The following is an 18235-nucleotide window of genomic DNA, read 5'->3' as shown; positions in this document are numbered from 1 at the left end:
ACGCGCCACGGGGGCCCGCAGGCCTCCAGCCTGCAGCGACGTTGTCGCGGAGGGCGGCCGGGCACGGGTCGCCGCCGGGCTACTGCTGGTCGGTGTCGCCCCCGAAGGCGGTCGAGGGATCCTCGAGGATCTCGGCACTCTCGATGGGGTCCTCCCACCCCGGAGGCGGCGGAGGGTCGTGCGGCAGCGGCTGCTCCTCCCCCGTCGATGCTTCCAACGGGGACAGGTCGTCCTGGCCACTCATGGGCGGCGCTCCTTCCGGCGGTGACGCGTGGGTGCTGGTCGAGGTGGCGGTCGTGGGGTCCCGGCGCGGGGTCCGCTCCGCGGCCCTCCGGGAGGCGTCGGCCGGGTGTCGGCAGCCCATGCCTCGATGCGTGAGAGCGCGAGGAGCACCCCGATCACGAGGGCGGGGGCGAGGAGGACGAGGTACCGCATGGGGCGGCCGCCGGGCGGGGAGCCCCGGCGGCCGGAGCCGCCGGGGCCGGGCGGGCGGGGGAGGTCCTGGCCACCCCGCCGGCCCGTGGCGCCGTGGCTCAGAGGCCGAGTCCGGTGAGGAGCCGGTTGAGCAACGCCACCACCCCGTTGAGGGCCCCGCCGGGCCCGTCGAGGAGACCGGCGACCGCGCAGAGGAGGTTGCCGAGCAGGTTGCCGGCTCCCGGGACGGCCGTGACGTCCAGGGAGATCGGGGAGAGGTCGACCACGAGGCCGAGCAGGTCGAGGTTCAGCGGCCCGAGGTCCAGGGTGAGGATGCGGCAGCCGTCGGTGGCGGCGAGGTCCTGGATCGGAGCGGTGAACGTGGTCCCACCGGCCGGCAGGCCGGTGCCGGTGATCGTGCCGGACAGGGTGAGGACCCCGTCGACGACCGATGTCGTGAGGTTGCTCAGCGCCCCGGTGAACTGCGTCCCGTCCGGGAGCGTCCCGGTCACGGGCAGCGTCGTCTGGGCGGGCTGGGCTGCCGCCAGCGCCTGCGGCGGTGCGGCGTTCGCCGAGATCACTCCGGGCCCCGCCCAGAGTGCGCCGGTGAGGGCCAGGGCGGTCCCCGCGCTGATCAGTCGTGCCTTCGTCATGAGAGCTCCTTCTTCGGACGGTGGTCCGGTCGTCGTTGCGTTCTCCCGACGGGTGGGGCGCGTGACCCTCTGGTGTCCCGTCACCCTTGACGACGCGCCCGTCCGCCCGTCGTGACGCGACCGGCCGCGACGCGCAGGTCGCAGCCGTGCGGGGCTCGCAGCTCGCCGGGAACGCAGGGGCCCTGGCGGCCGCGTCATGGACCGGGCACCAAGGCGTCCGCCATCCGGGGGGCTCAGGCACGGACCTCGGCCAGCACCCGCGGGACCAGCGGCGGCATCTCCCGTGCGAGGAACCCCACCTGTCCGACCGACGCCGTGAGCACCTCGGCGACCCGCGTGTGGAGGAAGGCGCCCCATGCGGCGGCCTGTGCGGGCGGCGCCCCGCGGGTGGCGAGGCCCGCGACGATGCCGGCCTTGACGTCGCCCGACCCGGCGACCGCCGCGCCGGGCGGGCTCGGCCGGCACCACCACGCCCGGCCCGACGCCTCGACGACGAAGGAGTCGTCCGAGCCGCCGAGGACCGTCACCCCGGTCATCCGGGCCGCCGTGCGGGTCGCGTGGAGGACGTCACGGCACACCCGGTCCTCGGGCAGCCCGGTCAGCTCGGCGAGCTCGGTGGCGTTCGGGGTGAGCAGGGCCCGTCGCGCGAGGTGCCTCAGGCCGCCGGGGTGTGCGCTGAGGAACGCGGTGCCGAGGGCGTCCACGACGAGGGCGGTGTCGAGGTGGGGGACGACGCCCTCGAGCAGCGCGCAGGCCGCCTCCGGGTCGGTGAGTCCCGGCCCGACGAGGACGGCGTCGACGTCGGCGGAGAGGTCCAGCAGGCGGGGAGCGGCGGACGCCGCGATGCCCCCGGTCACGGCGGGCAGCCCGACGACCAGGGCCTCCGGCAGCGCCACGCCGAGGTGTGTCGCCGTGGCCGCCGTCGTGGCGACCTGGACCTTGCCGGCGCCCGCACGCAGGGCCGACTCCGCCGCCAGGAGCACCGCCCCGGGCGTCGACTCGCTGCCCCCGATGACGAGGAGGCGCCCCTTCGCGTTCTTGTCGCCACCCGGGTCCGGCAGCGGCCAGCCCCGCATGAGGCCGGCGGTCAGGACATCCGCCCCGTCCGGACGGTCATCCACGGCCCTGCTCCTGTCCGGCCGGGTCGCTGGGGGCGAGCGGCTCCTCGTGGGTCGTCCGGGCGGCCGAGGACTCGACGTGGTCGACCTGCCCGTACGCGACGAGCTCGAGGTGGCCGTCCGCGCCGGGCCGGTAGGTCGTCAGGGAGCAGTTGGCGAGGGGGGTGTCGGCGTCGGCGGCGAGGAGCTCCTTCTCGGACAGCGACTCCAGGACGTAGCGGAAGGCCATGATGACCGCTTGGTGGCTGAAGACCCAGACCCGGGCGTCGGCGTGCTCCCGCCGGACGTCCCCCAGGAGGCTGCGGACCCTCAGCACCACGTCGGTCCAGCTCTCGCCGCCCGGGGGCCGGTAGTAGAACTTGCCCATCGCCGCCCGCCGCTCGGCCTCCTCGGGGTACTCCTCCGTGATGCCGCGACCGGTCATCCCGTCGAAGAGGCCGAGGTCGCGCTCGCGCAGCCGCTCGTCCGACAGCGTGCGGACCGTGCCCGCGAACGCCGCCAGGGCGTGCTCCACCGTGCTCGTCGCCCGCACGTACGGAGAGGACAGGACGACGTCCGGGCGCTCGCGCTCCGGCAGCCCCGACAGGTGACGGCCCAGCGCGGCCGCCTGCGACGCGCCGTTCTCCGACAGCGGGGTGTCGGGGTCGCGGTAGGACAGGTCGAGGCGAGCGAGCCCCTTCGCGCTCGCCGCCGAGGCCGCGAGGTTGCCCACGCTCTCGCCGTGCCGCACCAGGACCAGTTCAGTGAGCGTCGAGGCCGCCATGAGCACTCCCTACCCCGTCCGCGGCACCGCACGCCGGCGAGCCGGGCGCGAGCTCCTCTCGAGCCCACCGGTGCCCGTCGTGCCCGGACGGGCGGCCGCCAAGTGAGCGGCCGCCACGACCGACCTCGCCATGCGCTGCCTTCGCGGCCCGTCATCGTGGCTCCTTGCAACAATGGAGCGATGACCGAGCTGGTTCCTTCTCAGGGCGCGGCAGACGACGACGCCAGCCCGCTCGACACCTTGATGGGACTCGTGACCCACCTCGTCGGCGGCACCCGGCGTGACATCGCCGAGGGCCACGCGCTCGAGGTGCTCGAGACGCTCGTACGCCACGCCTCTGACGTGATCGAGGCTGCCGACATGGCGAGTGTCACCCTGGTTCGACGAGCGGGGCGCCCCCGCACCGTGGCGTCCTCGCACGCCGATGCCCTCGAGGCCGACCACCTCCAGTACCGCTTGGGCGAAGGCCCCTGCCTGGCGGCCGCGACCGACGACCACGTGTACGTGACCGGCGACGTCGCGGGGGACGCGCGGTGGACGGAGTACGGTCAGGAGGTCGAGGCCCGGTTGGGCATCAGCAGTGTCGCTGCCTACCAGCTCACGCTCCTCGGGGACGAGAACGCCGATGCCGCCCTGAACCTCTACTCTCGCAGCCCGCACGCCTTCGACGACGACGACGTCGCGCGCGGGCTCGTCTTGGCGACCCAGTGCTCTCTGCTCGTCTCGGCGCACCTGGCGAACGACCGCGCTGACAACCTTCTCATCGCCCTGGGGAGCAACCGCGACATCGGTGTGGCGATCGGGGTCATCATCAGCCGCCTACGCATCACACAGGAGGAGGCCTTCGCCTTGCTGCGCGTGGCCAGTCAGGACAGCAACCGCAAGCTCGTCGACATCGCTCGCTGGGTGGCTGACACCGGAGAGGTTCCCTCGCGGCGTCAGCGCAGAGGAGCCCCCACCATCTGAAACCCAGCGGCGCACGGTGTTTCGGCCCGTCCGTAGCGGGCACATGGGGGGCAGGGTGACCACTCCTACGCACCGCGAGACTTGAACAGCCAGGCCTCTGGAGGGGTGGTCACCCGCCGGCCGCCACGCTACAACGCTCGGCCTCGCGGTTCGGTCCTGACGGCGGCACCGTTCCAGACCTTCGACACAGCGATGGCCACCTCACGCACCTCCGTGAGGCCACGCCCACGGACTCACCCGCCCCGGCCCAGAAGCCCCGCGGCAACTGTCCGGCGGGAAATCCACGATCATCGAGCTCCCCAGCCTGTCGGCAGCGCATCCACCAAACGATGCCCGGGTGGTCGTGAGCCACCTGTTCGGCTCGCCAGGGCGCATAGTGAGCCGCATGGACTGGTACCTCGGCCGTGTCGACCACGTCGCCGACCTTCGCCACGAAGTCGTCGCCTACCTCAGCCGGCATGCGGCCGCGGGCAACGAGGAGGCGGTCTGGGACGCAGAGCTCGTGGTGGCTGAAGCCGTCGGCAACGCCATACGCCACACCGGCGGCCCGGTCTGGGTCTCGCTCCTGTGGAGCTCGAACCACCCCGTCCTCCAGGTGTTCGACCTCGGCGAAGGCTTCGACTCGGCACTGCTCGAGCCATCTCGGTCGTCCGGGGCCGTCCCCGACACGAGAGTCGAGCCGCTCGAGGGACACGCACCCGGGGAGCCGGACAGGCCGACTCCCGATGCGGAGCCGCTGGCCGAGTCCGGGCGCGGGCTCCTCATCATGGAGTCCCTCGCAGAGGAGGTCGTGGCCGCCAAGCGCGCCGCCGGGATGGTCGTCTCCGTCCGTCTTGCCGTGCCACGCCGCCCCACGACGCAGCTCGCCCCGCCACGACGGCATCACGAGGCTCTCCCGGCACTCGACGAGGCACAGGACCACGGTGGGTTCGGCAAGGAGTCCTTTCTCCGCGCGCTGGTCGTCCAGCTCGCGCAGGCCGTCGAGTACGACCACGGACCCGCTGCAGCCGAGGCAGCGGTGGCGCAGGTGGGGACCGACGTCGGCGGGCAGATGGAGCTCGAGTTCCGCCTCGCCGAGGAGGTGGTCGGCCGCCTCTCCCCCGAGGAGCTCGGTCGCTGTTTCGTAAGGCTGAAGCACGCGATTGACGGCGGGTTCAGCGTCCGTGAGGCCACACCGGACCGAATCGTCCTGGAGAACACCGCGTGCCCGTTCGGCGAGGTGGTCCTCAGAGCTCCAGCCCTGTGCAGGATGACGTCGAGTGTGTTCGGCGGAATCGCCGCCGCGAACCATCCTGACGGCGCCTCGGTCCTGCTCGAGGAGCGCATCGCCGTGGGCGACCCCGGTTGCCGCATCGTGGTGTACCTGGGGTCCCCACCGTCGGACGTCGAGGCCTTCGCGCACCACTATCCGCCGGCGCCGCCCGCCGCGTGAGGCTTCGCTCGGGCTCCGCGTCCCGACCTCGGACGGTTGCGGTCGTCCGAGCCCGCCCGGTCGACCGGGGCAGCCGTGGCCGCTCGACGCTGCGCCCGGTCCAGGGCAGCCGGTCGGCGACCTCGTCGAGAGAGCAAGGCCCCGGCAGCGTCTCCGCTGGCCGGGGCCTGTCCTACTGTCTCAACACAGTGCGCGCCCGAAGGGATTCGAACCCCTAACCTTCTGATCCGTAGTCAGATGCTCTATCCGTTGAGCTACGGGCGCCCGTCGCGCTCGGTGCAACGAGAGAGCAGACTACCGGAGCCCCCGACCGGTCGTGAAATCCGCCCCGACCGGCCCCGACGGCCCCGCCGTGAGCGCATCACCCCCGGCTCCCCCCGATGTCCCCTGCAAGGACCCACGATCCCGTGACCTGCCTTTTCAGGCCCGTTGCAAGAGTTTTCAGCACCCTCGCCAGTCTGTGAGGAGCCTCATAAGGTGCAAACGCTTCCACGGTGGCTACCCCCCGGTAGGCGGGCCTACCGTGATTTCAGGCTCCCAGCGGCGGGCGCCGAGCCACCGCTCACGAGGCGGGCCCGGGCGCCAGCGTCGAGGGTGGTGGCCGACCAGAAGAGCCGGACCGGCGGAAGGATCGACCATGACGACGCAGGCAGAGCGAACGACGGGAACGAGTCACGAGGGCCTGCAGGCCTGGGTCGACGAGATCGCCGCCCGCACCACCCCCGACCGCGTCGTGTGGTGCGACGGCTCGAGCGAGGAGTGGGACACCCTCACCGCCGAGCTCGTCCGCACCGGCACCTTCACCCGCCTCGACGACAGCAAGAAGCCCAACTCCTTCCACGCGGCGAGCGACCCCAGCGACGTCGCCCGGGTCGAGGACCAGACGTTCATCTGCTCGGTCGACGAGGCCGACTCGGGGGTCACGAACAACTGGATGGCCCCGGACGAGATGAAGGGGATCATGACCGGGCTCTACGAGGGCTCGATGGCCGGCCGCACCATGTACGTCATCCCGTTCGTCATGGGCCACCTCGACAGCGACGCCCCGATGTTCGGCGTCGAGGTCACCGACAGCGCCTACGTCGTCGTCTCGATGCACGTCATGGCCCGCGTCGGCACTGAGGTGCTGCGCGCCATCGAGGACCGCGACGCCGACTTCGTCAAGTGCCTCCACAGTGTCGGGATGCCGCTGGCCGACGGTGCCGAGGACGTCGCGTGGCCGTGCTCGCAGACCAAGTACATCTCGCACTTCCCGGAGACCCGTGAGATCTGGTCGTACGGCTCCGGCTACGGCGGCAACGCCCTCCTCGGCAAGAAGTGCTACGCGCTGCGCATCGCCTCGGCCATGGCGCACGAGCAGGGCTGGCTCGCCGAGCACATGCTCATCCTCAAGCTCACCTCGCCGCAGCAGCAGGTCCACTACATCGCCGCCGCCTTCCCCAGCGCCTGCGGCAAGACCAACCTCGCGATGCTCCAGCCCACCGTGCCGGGCTGGAAGGTCGAGACCCTCGGCGACGACATCGCCTGGATGCGGTTCGGCGAGGACGGCCGCCTCTACGCGGTCAACCCCGAGTTCGGCTTCTTCGGCGTCGCCCCCGGCACGAACGAGAAGACCAACCCCAACGCCATCCGCACCATCGAGCAGGGCAACTCCATCTTCACCAACGTGGCCCTCACCGAGGACGGCGACGTGTGGTGGGAGGGCCTGGAGAACGTTCCGGCACACGCGACCTCGTGGAAGGGCGAGCCCTGGACCCCCGACAGCGACGAGGTCTCCAGCCACCCGAACAGCCGCTACTGCACGCCGATCTCGCAGTGCCCGATCCTCGCCGACGAGTACGACGACCCCAACGGCGTGCCGATCTCGGCGATCTTCTTCGGAGGACGCCGCAAGACGACGATCCCCCTCGTCACGGAGTCGCGCGACTGGACGCACGGCACCTTCATGGGCGCCACGCTCTCCTCGGAGACCACCGCGGCGGCCACCGGTGCCGTCGGCGTCGTCCGTCGCGACCCGATGGCGATGCTCCCCTTCATCGGCTACAACGTTGCCGACTACTTCAACCACTGGATCGAGCTCGGCAAGGACGCCGACGCCGCCAAGCTGCCGAAGATCTTCTACGTCAACTGGTTCCGTCGCGACGAGGACGGTGGCTTCCTCTGGCCGGGCTTCGGCGAGAACAGCCGCGTCCTCAAGTGGGCCATCGAGCGCATCGAGGGCACGGCGGCCGCAGTCGAGACGCCGATCGGCCACGTGCCGACCCCGGAGTCGCTCGACACCGAGGGCCTCGACCTGACCCGTGAGGAGCTCGAGGCGGCCCTGGCCGTCGACGCCGACGAGTGGCGCGCCGAGCTCCCGCTCATCGAGGAGTGGTTCGCCAAGATCGGCGACAGGCTCCCGACCCCGCTCGCCGACGAGCTCGACACGCTCAGGGCGCGCCTCGAGAACGCCTGAGGCCGGCCCCTCGGCGCGGGAGCCCCGCGGAGCCTCGCGCTCCGCGGGGTTCCTCGCGTCCGGGGCCGGCTCGTGGTCGGGTGCTCAGGCCGGCTTGCGGCCCACGGCGGCGAACATCGTCACCGAGACGAACGCCTCGCCCGAGTCGACCGCGGCGGAGATGTCGGCGAGGAGCGTGTCGAGCTCGTCCCGGGTCACCGCCCCGGACGCCACGGCGCCGGGCCCACCGGCCCCGATCATCCCGCCGCGCAGCGCCTCGTCGGGGAGGACGAGGGCCGCTGACCCGATGTCGGGGTCGACGTCGAACCCGGCGGCGCGCAGCTGGCTGCGCAGCCGCCTGCCCGAGAACGGGTTGGCGAACCCGGCCCAGGTCGCGGCCTGGTAGCGCGCGACGACGTCCTGGTCGCCCGGGTGCATGACCGAGGTCGCCCAGTCCGAGTCGAGGAGGACGACCCGGCCGCCGGGTCGCAGGACGCGGGCCATCTCGCGGACGGCACCCTCGGGGTCGTCGAGGTGCTGCAGGACGCGCTCGCAGGTGACGGCGTCGACCGACCCGTCGTCGAACGGCAGGTCCCCCGCGACCCCGTCGACGAACGTGGCGGATGCCGCACCCTCGGCGGACGCCCGCTCATCGGCGATGGCGCGCAGCGCCGGGTTCGGCTCGACCCCGACCGCCCGACCAGTGGGGCCGACGGCACGCGCGAGCCGGACGACCACCTCACCGACGCCGGACCCGACGTCGACGACCGTCTCACCCGGCTCCGGGGCGAGGCGGGCCAGGGCCCACTCGCGCAGCCGCACGACGGCGGGCTGGCGGGCCTGGAGGTCGAGCATCCCGGCGAGCACCCGCGTCTGCTCCTCGCCGCCGACCCCGATCTCGGCATGCCGGAACCCGGCCGGGCGGCTCGCCGGGGTGTCGGTCATGCGGCCAGTGTGGCGGCCGGGCAGGGCCGATGGCGAGGGCCCGGGTCGGCGGGTGGCGAGGTCAGGTCGTCGTCGAGGTGCCGTCCGCGGGGTCCGTCGGGCCCGCGCCGGGAAGGCCCGGGTCCTGGTTCGTCGAGCCCTCGCCGTCGCGGTCGCCCCGACCGCCGGGTACCTGCCCGCCGCCCGGCGGCCGGCCGCCGGGGCCCCCCTGGAACCCCTGGCCGCCAGGACCGTCGGGCCCGAACCGGCTCGTGTCGCCGCGTCCTCCGTCCCCACCGCCGAGGGCGACGGCCGTCCCGGCACCCGCCGCCGCACCGACCCCGAGGCCGACGGCCAGGGCCGCCGCGACGGCGGTCTTCCGGCCCGACCAGCGCGGCGGCCTCACGGCGGGAGCCGTGCCGGGACCGGCCGTGGCGGGCTCGACGGGGTCGCCGGACTCCGGCGGCGGCGGGACGGGCTGGGTGGGGTGGTGCGGGCTCATGATGTCCTCCGGTCTCGTGGTGCGTCTCCCGAGACTCGGCTCGCGGCCTGTGCCCCTCCTGTGGCACCACCCTCAGCGCACTGGCACACTCGACTCACAGGACCCACAGGTTCGTCACAGGAAGCGCATGGCACGCCCCAAGGGGAGGGGCAGAGAGTGGACACCATGGCGACGACGACCACGCGACAGACGGCATCCGCGCTCAGGCGCCCCGACGGCAGTCCCGTGCGGGTCCTCGTCGTCGACGACGAGCCCAACCTCACCGAGCTGCTCTCGATGGCGCTGCGCTACGAGGGCTGGGAGGTCCGCAGCGCGGGCAGCGGTGTCGCGGCGGTCCGCGCGGCCAAGGAGTTCGGTCCCGACGCCGTCGTCCTCGACATGATGCTCCCCGACTTCGACGGGCTCGAGGTCATGCGGCGCATGCGCGGCGAGAACCCCCACGTGCCCGTCCTCTTCCTCACGGCCAAGGACGCCGTCGAGGACCGTGTCGCGGGCCTGACCGCCGGCGGCGACGACTACGTCACCAAGCCCTTCAGCCTCGAGGAGGTCGTGGCCCGCCTGCGCGCCCTCATGCGCCGCACCACCGTCGCGGCCGACGACGCCAACGCCCTCCTCGTGGTCGGCGACCTGACGATGGACGAGGACAGCCACGAGGTCACCCGCGGTGGCGCCGACATCCACCTCACGGCCACCGAGTTCGAGCTGTTGCGCTACCTCATGCGCAACCCGAAGCGCGTGCTGTCGAAGGCGCAGATCCTCGACCGGGTGTGGAACTACGACTTCGGCGGCCAGGCCAACGTCGTCGAGCTCTACATCTCCTACCTCCGCAAGAAGATCGACGCGGGCCGCACCCCGATGATCCACACGATGCGTGGCGTCGGGTACGTCCTCAAGCCCGCCGACTGAGCGGACCCGTCCCAGGACCGGCTCATGCCCCACCCCGTCTCCCGCTGGACCCTGCGGACGAAGCTCCTCGCGTCGGTGCTGTCGCTGCTGGCGCTGACCATGCTCGCCGTCGGCGCCCTGACCCTGGTCTTCACGCAGCAGTACCTCGAGCGCCAGCTCGCCGCCGACCTCCAGACGTCGCTGACCCGCGTCGACGACCGCCGCGGAGGCGACGCGCGCGTGCCGCCGGCCGGCTTCCCCGGCGCCCCGTTCCGCACGCCCGGGAGCGGCGACACGCTCGTCCTCGAGCTGACGTCGACCGGTGCGGTGGCGGTCGACGTCCTCGGCGTGGCGGTGAACTCTGTCGTCGACCAGCGGGGCCGGTACACCGTCCTCACCGACGCCCAGATCGCGACGCTCAGCCAGGTGGCGGTCGGCTCGGCCCCCGTTCGCATCGACCTCGGCGACGGCATCGGCACCTACCTCGTGACCTCGCGGGCGCTGTCCACCGGCGACCTGCTCGTCGTCGGGCTGTCCACGGCCCCGGTCGAGGAGCTCACCGAGCGGCTCGTCGCCGTCGTCGCCGGCGGGACCGCCGTCGGCCTGGCCCTGGTGGCGTTCGGCGGCACGATCGTCATCCGCCGCAGCCTCGCCCCGCTCGACCGCGTCGCGGCCACGGCCCGCGGCGTCTCCAGGCTCAAGCTCGACTCCGGAGACGTCGCCCTCGCCGTGCGCGTGCCCGAGGCCGACGCCGACGAGCGCACCGAGGTCGGGCAGGTCGCCCACGCCATCAACACGATGCTCGACAACGTCGAGTCGGCGCTCCAGGCCCGTCAGGAGAGCGAGACCCAGGTCCGCCAGTTCGTCGCCGACGCCTCGCACGAGCTGCGGACGCCGCTCGCCTCGATCCGGGGCTACGCCGAGCTGACCCGCCGCGAGCGGGAACCGGTGCCCGAGAACGTGACCCACGCGATCAGCCGGGTCGAGTCGGAGGCCCTGCGGATGCAGGAGCTCGTCGAGGACCTCCTCCTCCTCGCCCGCCTCGACGCGGGGCGCCCGCTCGAGCGAGAGCCGGTCGACCTGTCCCTCCTGGCCGTCAACGCCGTGAGCGACGCCCACGCCGCGTCGCCCGACCACGCCTGGGAGCTCGACCTCCCCGCGGAGCCCGTGGAGGTACCCGGCGACCGGGCCCGCCTCCACCAGCTGCTCGCCAACCTGCTCGCCAACGCCCGCACGCACACACCGCCCGGAACGAAGGTCGTCACCCGGGTGCGACCCGAGGGCGGGCACGTGCGCGTCTCGGTGTCCGATGACGGGCCGGGGGTGCCGGAACCGTTGCAGGCCAGCGTGTTCGAGCGCTTCACCCGCGGCGACGACGCCCGGACGCGCGCCGGGGGCTCGACCGGACTCGGGCTGAGCATCGTCGCGGCCGTCGGTCAGGCGCACGGTGGGCGGGTCGAGCTCGCGAGCCGCCCCGGCGACACCACGTTCTCGGTGCTCCTCCCCTCCGGCTGAGCGGCATCCGCGGGGGGCCTCCCTCGAACGCGGGTGAAGATCGTCGGCCGGCCGACGATCTTCACCCACGTTCGCGGTGAGAGCTCACTCGCGGAGGGGGAGGATGTAGGCGACGAGGTGGACGTCGGCGACCGGCGACCAGTCCCGCTCGGGGAGGCGCGCGAAGCCGAGACGGCCGTAGAGCCGGTGGGCGGCGTGCATCGTCGTCGACGAGCTGAGGACGAGCGCTCCGTACCCGCGCGAGCGCGCGAGCTCGATGACGTGGCGCGTCAACGCCTCTCCCACTCCGGCACCCGTCGCTGCGGGTGACACGGCGAGCGACCGCATCTCGGCCTCGTCCACGCGGGCGATCTCGACGAGTGCCGACCCCGGCTCGACGTAGGTGACCGTGCCGACCACGACACCGTCGACCTCGGCCACCCACAGCTCGGCCTCGCGGTCGCGGTGCGCGGCGTCGCGCAGGAAGGCGAGGTAGGGGGCGTCGGCCGGAATCACACCGGCGCCGACGTAGGCGTCGGCCGTCAGGTCGCCCGCCACGTCGAGGTCGTCGGGCCGCGCGCGCCGGATCTCGACCGACCCGTTCGCCGCGTCGGTGGAGGTCGGCTCCCGGGGCGGTGGCGCTGGCACGCCGCCATCCTCCCACCCACCGCCGGCGAGTGCAGACGTGGTGGTCGGCGCGACCAGTTGCGCACTCGCAGAGGGGAAACAGGGGCGCCACAGCCACGCCACAGCGCGGCGTCCGACCGTGGACGACATGGACACCGCGACCCTGCCCGCGCCCGACACCGCCCCCCGGACGACCCCTGCCGGCACGCATGCCGGCACGCATGCCGGCACGGCGCCGGCGCGGCCCGGCGAGGCGGAGCGGCCGCCCGGTGGGTCCGCGGCCGGCCGCGCACGCCGGCTCGTCCGCGGCCCCGAGGGCGACCCCCCGTGGGCGCGACCGGCACTCCTCGCGCTCCTCGCGGCGACGGCCGGCGCCTACCTGTGGAACCTGACCTCGAGCGGATGGGCCAACGCCTTCTACAGCGCCGCGGTGCAGGCGGGAGCCGACTCGTGGTCGGCGTTCCTCTGGGGCAGCTTCGACGCGGGCAACGCCATCACCGTCGACAAGCCCCCCGCCGCCTTGTGGGTCATGGCGCTCTCGGTGCGGCTGCTCGGGCTCAGCTCCTTCGCCATCCTCCTCCCCCAGGTCCTCATGGGCGTCGGCACCGTCGCGGTCGTGCACGCCACCGTGAAGCGCCGCTTCGGCGCCGGGGCCGGCCTCGTCGCCGGGGCAGCCCTGGCGCTCACGCCCGTCGCCGTCCTCATGTTCCGGTTCAACAACCCCGACGCGCTGCTGACCCTGCTCATGGCCCTGGCGGCCTGGGCGACCCTCCAAGCGGTCGACAGGGGCTCGATCCGATGGATGGCGCTGGCGGGCGTGTTCGTCGGCCTCGGCTTCCTCACCAAGAGCCTCCAGGTGCTGCTCGTCGTCCCGGCACTCGGCATCGCGTGGATGCTGCTCGCGGACACGACGGTCCGTCGCCGCCTCCTCGGGGCGCTCGCCGCGGTCGGGGCCACGGTGGCGTCGGCCGGCTGGTGGGTCGCCCTCGTCGAGCTCGTGCCCGCCTCGATGCGCCCCTACGTCGGAGGAAGCCAGGCCGACTCCTTCCTCGAGCTGACCTTCGGCTACAACGGCCTCGGCCGGCTCGACGGCACCGAGGTGGGCCGTGTCGGCGATGGCGGCGGAGGCGGCGGGTTCTCGGCGGGCGTCGGCCTGTTCCGCATGCTCGACTCGTCGGTGGGGGGCCAGGTCTCATGGCTGCTCCCCGCCGCGCTGTTCCTCCTCGTCGGCGGGATCGCGTTCCGCGGCAGGGCCGCCCGCACCGACTCGCGCCGCGCGGCGTACGTCGTCATGGGTGGGTGGATGCTCGTCACGACCCTGACGTTCTCCCTGATGCAAGGGATCTTCCACGAGTACTACACCGTCGCCCTGGCCCCGGCGATCGCCGCCGTCGTCGGGATGGGTGCCGCCGAGGCGTGGGCGCGCCGCGACCGGTTCACCGGATCGGTCGTGCTCGCAGTCGCCACCCTCCTCGGCGCCGGCTGGGGCTTCCTCCTCCTCTCGCGCACGACGGAGTACGGCAGCTGGCTGCGCCTCGTCGTCCTCGCGACCGGAGTTGCCTCGGCCCTCCTGCTGCTGCTCGCCGGGCGCCTCCACACGGCCGCCGTCCGGGCCGCGGCGGTGGCCGCCGTGGTCGCGGCCCTGGCCGGTCCCGCGGCGTACAGCGCCACGACCCTGGCCAGCGCGCACTCCGGCTCGATCGTGACGGCGGGACCCTCGACCGGAAGCGGGCCGTTCGGGGACGGGATGCGCGGTGGGTTCGGCGGTGGCATGCCACCCGGCGCGACGACGGCAACTCGACAAGGCGGGATGGGCGGCCTCCTGGACGCCACGACCCCCGACGCCGAGGTCGTCTCGGCCCTCACGGCCGATGCCGCCTCCTACCGCTGGGTTGCCGCCGCCGTCGGGTCGCAGAACGCGGCAGGGCTGCAGCTGGCCACGGAGGAGCCGGTGATGGCGATCGGCGGGTTCAACGGCTCCGACCCGGCCCCGACCCTCGCGCAGTTCCAGCAGTACGTGGCCGACGGTGACATCCACTGGTTCCTCGCGGGCGGAGGGTTCCGCGGCCAGAACGGTGGCTCGAGCGCCTCGAGCGAGATCGCGACCTGGGTGGCCGCGACCTTCACGGAGGTGACGATCGGCGGGCAGAGCTTCTACGACCTCACCCAGCCGCTCACCGGGAGCGCGTCGTGACGACGGTCCTCGACCTCGTGGTCCCGGTGCACGACGAGGAGGCCGTCCTCGCGGCCTCCGTGCACCGGCTCCACACCCACCTCGTCGAGACGTTCCCCTACCCCTTCAGGATCACCCTCGCCGACAACGCGAGCACCGACCTCACGTGGGACGTCGCGACGCACCTCGGCGCCACGCTCCCCGGCGTCCGGGCCGTGCGGATCGAGCAGAAGGGCCGGGGCCGCGCCCTCGCCCGGGTCTGGAGCGAGTCCGACGCCCTCGTCCTCGCCTACACGGACGTCGACCTGTCCACCGACCTCGACGCCCTGTGGCCGCTCGTCGCGCCGCTGCTGTCGGGCCACTCCGACCTCGCCATCGGCAGCCGGCTGCACCGTTCGTCGCGGGTCGTGCGCGGCGCGAAGCGCGAGGTCATCTCGCGCGGCTACAACCTGCTGCTCCGAGCCGCCTTGGGCGCCCGCTTCACCGACGCACAGTGCGGCTTCAAGGCGATCCGGGCCGACGTCGCCCGCGAGCTGCTCCCGCTCGTCGAGGACACGACGTGGTTCTTCGACACCGAGCTGCTCGTGCTCGCCGAACGCTGCGGCCTGCGCATCCACGAGGTCCCGGTCGACTGGTACGACGACCCCGACAGCCGGGTCGCCCTCGCCTCGACCGCCCTCGACGACCTGCGCGGGATGTGGCGGGTCGGCACCGCCCTGGCCCGCCACCGGCTGCCGGTCGACGAGATCGCCGAGCGGATCGGCCGTGGCCCGGCGGAGGTGCCCCGCTCGATGGGGGGCGAGCTGCTCGTCTTCGCCGTCATCGGCGTGCTGTCGACGGTGCTCCACCTCGGCGGCTTCGTTCTCCTCCGTCAGGGGATGGAGGCCGCGCCGGCCAACGCCGCCGCCCTCCTCGTCGCTGCCGTGGCCAACACCTGGGCCAACCGGCGCTGGACGTTCCGCGTCCGCGGACGGTCGGGGGCATGGAGGCAGCAGGTGCAGGGCCTGCTCGTCCTCGCCCTCACCCTCGCCATGACGACCGCCGGGCTCGACCTGCTGCACACGGCGAACCCCGAGGCGCCCACCTGGGTCGAGACGGGCGTCGTCGCGGTGACCACCGCGGTCGCGACGGCCGTGAAGTTCCTCGCGATGAAGCTGTGGGTGTTCGCCCCGACGTCGCTGCGGCTGTCGCCGTCACGAGGACGCGGCGCGCGCCGACGACGTCAGAGCTCGATGACGGCGAACGACCCCTCGTCGTCCTCGAACACGACGACGCCGGTCCAGTCGTAGTCGTCCACGGTCCCCCGGCAGACCACGACGGTCGACACGGTGACGGCGGCGGTGACGGGACACTCGATGTCGACCTGCGAGACGCCGGCGTCGCGCAGGAGGTCGTCGAGGGGCTTCTCGAGGCGGTCGCCGTCGAGCCGGGAGCCCGCCGGAAGGCCGACCACCTCGCCGCGGAGGGTCTCGTAGTAGTAGTCGTCCTCGAGGGCGCCGCCGGCCCCGGCGACCGCGGCGACGGCGGCGACGACGAGGGCGAGGCCGGCACCCACGGCCGCGCCGATGGACCAGCCGAGCGCGGTGCGGGCCGTCCGCACCGCCCGCGCCGACTCGGTCTCCGGGGCCGGCGCGCCCCAGCCCGGCGGCCCGTACGCCGGGTGGGCCGGCCACTGCGGCGGACCGGTCTGCCCCGGGTGCTGGGGCGGCATCGATGGGGGGACGAGGGGCTGCTCCGGTGGGGTGGTCACCAGTTCTCTCCCTGGAGGTCGTAGAGGGTGTAGGCGTCGAACGCGCCGCTCGTCGCGGTGAAGCGGACGACGGCGTACCACCGGTCCTGGCCGCCGGCGGTGCACAGCACCGACACGTCGGGGGTGACCCGGGCGACGTCCTCGCACTCGAGGCGGCGCACGTCGCCGGTCCACGGCACGTCGCGCGCCACGGCGTCCCCCACCCGGTCGGCGAGGTCGCGTCCTCGGACGGAGCCGTCGGAGGCGGGGTCGACGCGGCCGGTGACGCGCTCGGCGGACGGCGGGTACCCGAGCCCGTCCTCGACGAGGCCCTCGTCGAGACCGAAGAGCAGGCCCATGAAGACGAACGGCACGACGAGCATCGCGAGCTGGACCGACAGCGCCAGACCTCCCGCGACGATGCCGAGGATGCCGAGGGTCCGTGCGGTGCGGTCGCGCGCCTCCGGCGGGGGCCCGGGCCAGGCGAGGGCGCCCGGGGGCGGCCACGGACCGGGAGCCGCCGAGGCGTACCCGGGCTGGTGGGCAGCGGGGTGAGGCGGGTGGGGTGCCGGAGCCGGCGGACCCCCCGGGATGGTCATGGCGGGCAGTGTGGCAGCCCACCGGCGACTCCGTCCGCCGAACCGCCGGGCCGCGGACGGCCCGCGGGTCGGGCCGCTTTGCCCGGCGACGGTGGCGCCGGTTAACCTGTCCCTTCGTTGGAGGCGTCGCCTAGTCCGGTCTATGGCGCCGCACTGCTAATGCGGTTTGGGTCTCAAGCCCATCGAGGGTTCAAATCCCTCCGCCTCCGCGCAACGGAAACCCCGGGAGCTCGCTTCCGGGGTTTTCCGTTGCCGGAGCGGAGGGATGCCCGGCTCCCTCCGCCTCCGCGCCCCGGGACAAGATCGCCCTATTGGTCGATGTCGGCCCGGGGTCAGTGCTCCTCGGCGAGGCTCCACATCGTCCACAGCTCGGTCCGCATCCGGCGCGGCTGGCGCAGCGTGTGCACGACCGCGCCCGCGATGTCGGCGGGCTGCATGAACGGCCCGTCCGCCGGGTCGCCCTCACCGAAGCGCCCGTCGGCCGCGGCGAACGGGGTGTTGACCCCCGCGGGCGCGATGACGCTGGTCCGGATGCCCTCGCGGCGCAGCTCGCGGTCGAGCGCCGTGCCGAGGTTGATCTGGGCGCCCTTGGTCGCGGCGTACACGGCCTCCTTGCCGCCGCCGATCAGCAGCCCGGCGACCGACCCGATGATGACGAGGTCGCCGCCGCCGCCCTGGGCACGGAACTGGCGCACCGCCGCCCTCGCCACCCACACGGTGCCCTTGACGTTGACGTCGACCATGAGCTCGAGCTGCTCCGCCGGCACGTCGAGGATGCCGCCGTAGAACCCGACCGCGGCGTTCGCCACGACCGAGTCGACCCGCCCGAAGGCGGAGGCGCCGGCCGCGACCAGTGCGTCGCACGCCTCCGCCGACCGGACGTCCCCGATCCCCAGGGCGACCCGGTCCGGTCCGAACTCGTCGAGCAGCGGACGGACCGCGTCCTCCCGCAGGTCGCCGGCGACGACCCGCGCACCGTCCTCGAGGAGGAGGCGGGCCGTGGCGCCGCCGATGCCGCCACCGGCTCCGGTGACGACGACGACGGTGCCCGCGAGGTCGCGGGTCTCGGCTCCGGTCACTTGATGGCGCCCATCGACAGGCCACGGACGAGCTGCTTCTGCGCGACCCAGCCGGCGATGATGACCGGCAGGGCGGCGATGGTGGCCGCGGCGGAGAGCACCGCGAGGAACTGCCCGCGGCCGTCGACGAACGAGCCGAGGAACGGCGGGGTCGTGCGGGCGGCGGAGGAGGTGAGCAGCGTGGCGAGGAAGTACTCGTTCCAGGAGAAGATGAACGTGATGAGCGCCGCGGCGGCGACCCCGGGCAGGACCAGGGGCAGCACGACCCGCACGATCTCGCGGAACAGCCCGGCGCCGTCGACGCGGGCGGCCTCGATGATCTCGAAGGGCACCTCGAGCAGGAACGAGCGCATCATCCACACGGTCACCGGCAGGTTCACCGCGCCGTAGACGATGGCGAGCATGTAGATGTTGTCCAGCAGGTTCAAGGTCTTGAGGATCAT

The 18235-nt window shown here is 73.4% G+C and carries 18 protein-coding genes and 2 tRNA genes; 8 read left to right on the top strand and 12 right to left on the bottom strand.

Annotated features, from left to right (window positions below; all coding sequences use genetic code 11):
* Nucleotides 1–79: 79 nt before the first annotated feature.
* The 4 genes from ACK8HX_RS06780 to ACK8HX_RS06765 form a co-directional block, all read right to left on the bottom strand.
* Complete coding sequence (locus tag ACK8HX_RS06780) at nt 80–244, bottom strand: hypothetical protein (protein ID WP_411939916.1); 165 nt, start codon at nt 242–244, stop codon at nt 80–82.
* A gap of 289 nt (nt 245–533) precedes the next feature.
* Nucleotides 534–1067, bottom strand: coding sequence for an ABC transporter substrate-binding protein (locus tag ACK8HX_RS06775; RefSeq protein WP_411939915.1), 534 nt, complete (start codon nt 1065–1067; stop codon nt 534–536).
* A gap of 233 nt (nt 1068–1300) precedes the next feature.
* Nucleotides 1301–2188, bottom strand: a complete 888-nt coding sequence (locus tag ACK8HX_RS06770; RefSeq protein WP_411939914.1) for an ADP-dependent NAD(P)H-hydrate dehydratase — start codon at nt 2186–2188, stop codon at nt 1301–1303.
* Nucleotides 2181–2948: a histidine phosphatase family protein gene (locus tag ACK8HX_RS06765; protein ID WP_411939913.1), complete on the bottom strand. Its 768-nt coding sequence runs from the start codon at nt 2946–2948 to the stop codon at nt 2181–2183. The genes ACK8HX_RS06770 and ACK8HX_RS06765 overlap by 8 nt, the downstream gene beginning before the upstream one ends.
* A 180-nt stretch (nt 2949–3128) precedes the next feature.
* Here ACK8HX_RS06765 and ACK8HX_RS06760 point away from each other — a divergent pair, with 180 nt between their 5' ends.
* Together ACK8HX_RS06760 and ACK8HX_RS06755 are read left to right on the top strand one after the other, a co-directional pair.
* Nucleotides 3129–3914 carry a GAF and ANTAR domain-containing protein gene (locus ACK8HX_RS06760; RefSeq protein WP_411939912.1) on the top strand — a complete coding sequence of 262 codons (786 nt, stop codon included), beginning with the start codon at nt 3129–3131 and terminating at the stop codon, nt 3912–3914.
* A 385-nt stretch (nt 3915–4299) separates the two neighbouring features.
* Nucleotides 4300–5346: an ATP-binding protein gene (locus ACK8HX_RS06755; protein ID WP_411939911.1), complete on the top strand. Its 1047-nt coding sequence runs from the start codon at nt 4300–4302 to the stop codon at nt 5344–5346.
* Between the two features lie 191 nt (nt 5347–5537).
* Here ACK8HX_RS06755 and ACK8HX_RS06750 read toward each other — a convergent pair.
* Nucleotides 5538–5610: transfer RNA gene (locus ACK8HX_RS06750), tRNA-Arg, on the bottom strand.
* Between the two features lie 373 nt (nt 5611–5983).
* Here ACK8HX_RS06750 and ACK8HX_RS06745 point away from each other — a divergent pair.
* On the top strand, nt 5984–7801 hold the full coding sequence (locus tag ACK8HX_RS06745; protein ID WP_411939910.1) for a phosphoenolpyruvate carboxykinase (GTP): 1818 nt from the start codon (nt 5984–5986) through the stop codon (nt 7799–7801).
* A gap of 84 nt (nt 7802–7885) precedes the next feature.
* On the opposite strand, the gene ACK8HX_RS06740 is transcribed toward ACK8HX_RS06745, so the two are convergent.
* Both ACK8HX_RS06740 and ACK8HX_RS06735 read right to left on the bottom strand, forming a co-directional pair.
* Entirely contained in the window at nt 7886–8725 is an 840-nt protein-coding gene (locus ACK8HX_RS06740) for a methyltransferase domain-containing protein (protein WP_411939909.1), read from the bottom strand.
* 61 nt (nt 8726–8786) lie between these two features.
* The gene (locus ACK8HX_RS06735) at nt 8787–9206 is read right to left on the bottom strand and encodes a hypothetical protein (RefSeq protein WP_411939908.1); all 420 of its coding nucleotides are present in this window, start codon (nt 9204–9206) and stop codon (nt 8787–8789) included.
* 165 nt (nt 9207–9371) lie between these two features.
* Between ACK8HX_RS06735 and ACK8HX_RS06730 the strand changes: the two genes are divergently transcribed.
* Nucleotides 9372–10112 (top strand): response regulator transcription factor, encoded by a 741-nt coding sequence (locus ACK8HX_RS06730; RefSeq protein WP_411939907.1) that lies wholly within the window; start codon nt 9372–9374, stop codon nt 10110–10112.
* 24 nt (nt 10113–10136) lie between these two features.
* A complete protein-coding gene (locus ACK8HX_RS06725) occupies nt 10137–11606 on the top strand; it encodes a sensor histidine kinase (RefSeq protein ID WP_411939906.1) in 1470 nt (489 codons plus the stop codon).
* 84 nt (nt 11607–11690) lie between these two features.
* Here ACK8HX_RS06725 and ACK8HX_RS06720 read toward each other — a convergent pair whose 3' ends face one another.
* The gene (locus ACK8HX_RS06720; RefSeq protein ID WP_411939905.1) at nt 11691–12233 is read right to left on the bottom strand and encodes a GNAT family N-acetyltransferase; all 543 of its coding nucleotides are present in this window, start codon (nt 12231–12233) and stop codon (nt 11691–11693) included.
* A 127-nt stretch (nt 12234–12360) separates the two neighbouring features.
* Here ACK8HX_RS06720 and ACK8HX_RS06715 point away from each other — a divergent pair, with 127 nt between their 5' ends.
* Nucleotides 12361–14406 (top strand): glycosyltransferase family 39 protein, encoded by a 2046-nt coding sequence (locus ACK8HX_RS06715; RefSeq protein ID WP_411939904.1) that lies wholly within the window; start codon nt 12361–12363, stop codon nt 14404–14406.
* A complete protein-coding gene (locus tag ACK8HX_RS06710) occupies nt 14403–15674 on the top strand; it encodes a bifunctional glycosyltransferase family 2/GtrA family protein (RefSeq protein WP_411939903.1) in 1272 nt (423 codons plus the stop codon). The genes ACK8HX_RS06715 and ACK8HX_RS06710 overlap by 4 nt, the downstream gene beginning before the upstream one ends.
* On the opposite strand, the gene ACK8HX_RS06705 is transcribed toward ACK8HX_RS06710, so the two are convergent.
* Both ACK8HX_RS06705 and ACK8HX_RS06700 read right to left on the bottom strand, forming a co-directional pair.
* The gene (locus tag ACK8HX_RS06705) at nt 15608–16135 is read right to left on the bottom strand and encodes a hypothetical protein (protein WP_411939902.1); all 528 of its coding nucleotides are present in this window, start codon (nt 16133–16135) and stop codon (nt 15608–15610) included. The two genes, ACK8HX_RS06710 and ACK8HX_RS06705, sit on opposite strands and share 67 nt — an antisense overlap.
* Nucleotides 16132–16713 (bottom strand): hypothetical protein, encoded by a 582-nt coding sequence (locus ACK8HX_RS06700; protein WP_411939901.1) that lies wholly within the window; start codon nt 16711–16713, stop codon nt 16132–16134. The genes ACK8HX_RS06705 and ACK8HX_RS06700 overlap by 4 nt, the downstream gene beginning before the upstream one ends.
* A 119-nt stretch (nt 16714–16832) precedes the next feature.
* On the opposite strand from ACK8HX_RS06700, the gene ACK8HX_RS06695 reads away from it, so the two are divergent.
* Nucleotides 16833–16922, top strand: a tRNA-Ser gene (locus ACK8HX_RS06695).
* Nucleotides 16923–17045: 123 nt separating this feature from the next.
* Here ACK8HX_RS06695 and ACK8HX_RS06690 read toward each other — a convergent pair.
* Entirely contained in the window at nt 17046–17792 is a 747-nt protein-coding gene (locus tag ACK8HX_RS06690) for an SDR family oxidoreductase (RefSeq protein ID WP_411939900.1), read from the bottom strand.
* Nucleotides 17789–18235 (bottom strand): carbohydrate ABC transporter permease (locus tag ACK8HX_RS06685; RefSeq protein ID WP_411939899.1); only part of this gene is annotated, 447 nt, incomplete at its 5' end. The genes ACK8HX_RS06685 and ACK8HX_RS06690, both read right to left, overlap by 4 nt.

The organism is Oryzobacter faecalis, from assembly GCF_046764005.1.
GTDB classification, from domain to species: Bacteria; Actinomycetota; Actinomycetes; order Actinomycetales; family Dermatophilaceae; genus Oryzobacter; species Oryzobacter faecalis.
The sequence above is the reverse complement of the archived record's forward strand: the minus strand, read 5'-3'. Positions and strand labels throughout refer to the sequence as shown.

What these genes read in the sequence shown, in the direction of transcription:
- ACK8HX_RS06780 (WP_411939916.1), bottom strand. Translation starts at nt 244, where the DNA reads ATGAGTGGCCAGGACGACCTGTCCCCGTTGGAAGCATCGACGGGGGAG.
- ACK8HX_RS06775 (WP_411939915.1), bottom strand. Translation starts at nt 1,067, where the DNA reads ATGACGAAGGCACGACTGATCAGCGCGGGGACCGCCCTGGCCCTCACC.
- ACK8HX_RS06765 (WP_411939913.1), bottom strand. Translation starts at nt 2,948, where the DNA reads ATGGCGGCCTCGACGCTCACTGAACTGGTCCTGGTGCGGCACGGCGAG.
- ACK8HX_RS06760 (WP_411939912.1), top strand. Translation starts at nt 3,129, where the DNA reads ATGACCGAGCTGGTTCCTTCTCAGGGCGCGGCAGACGACGACGCCAGC.
- ACK8HX_RS06755 (WP_411939911.1), top strand. Translation starts at nt 4,300, where the DNA reads ATGGACTGGTACCTCGGCCGTGTCGACCACGTCGCCGACCTTCGCCAC.
- ACK8HX_RS06745 (WP_411939910.1), top strand. Translation starts at nt 5,984, where the DNA reads ATGACGACGCAGGCAGAGCGAACGACGGGAACGAGTCACGAGGGCCTG.
- ACK8HX_RS06740 (WP_411939909.1), bottom strand. Translation starts at nt 8,725, where the DNA reads ATGACCGACACCCCGGCGAGCCGCCCGGCCGGGTTCCGGCATGCCGAG.
- ACK8HX_RS06735 (WP_411939908.1), bottom strand. Translation starts at nt 9,206, where the DNA reads ATGAGCCCGCACCACCCCACCCAGCCCGTCCCGCCGCCGCCGGAGTCC.
- ACK8HX_RS06730 (WP_411939907.1), top strand. Translation starts at nt 9,372, where the DNA reads ATGGCGACGACGACCACGCGACAGACGGCATCCGCGCTCAGGCGCCCC.
- ACK8HX_RS06725 (WP_411939906.1), top strand. Translation starts at nt 10,137, where the DNA reads ATGCCCCACCCCGTCTCCCGCTGGACCCTGCGGACGAAGCTCCTCGCG.
- ACK8HX_RS06715 (WP_411939904.1), top strand. Translation starts at nt 12,361, where the DNA reads ATGGACACCGCGACCCTGCCCGCGCCCGACACCGCCCCCCGGACGACC.
- ACK8HX_RS06700 (WP_411939901.1), bottom strand. Translation starts at nt 16,713, where the DNA reads ATGACCATCCCGGGGGGTCCGCCGGCTCCGGCACCCCACCCGCCTCAC.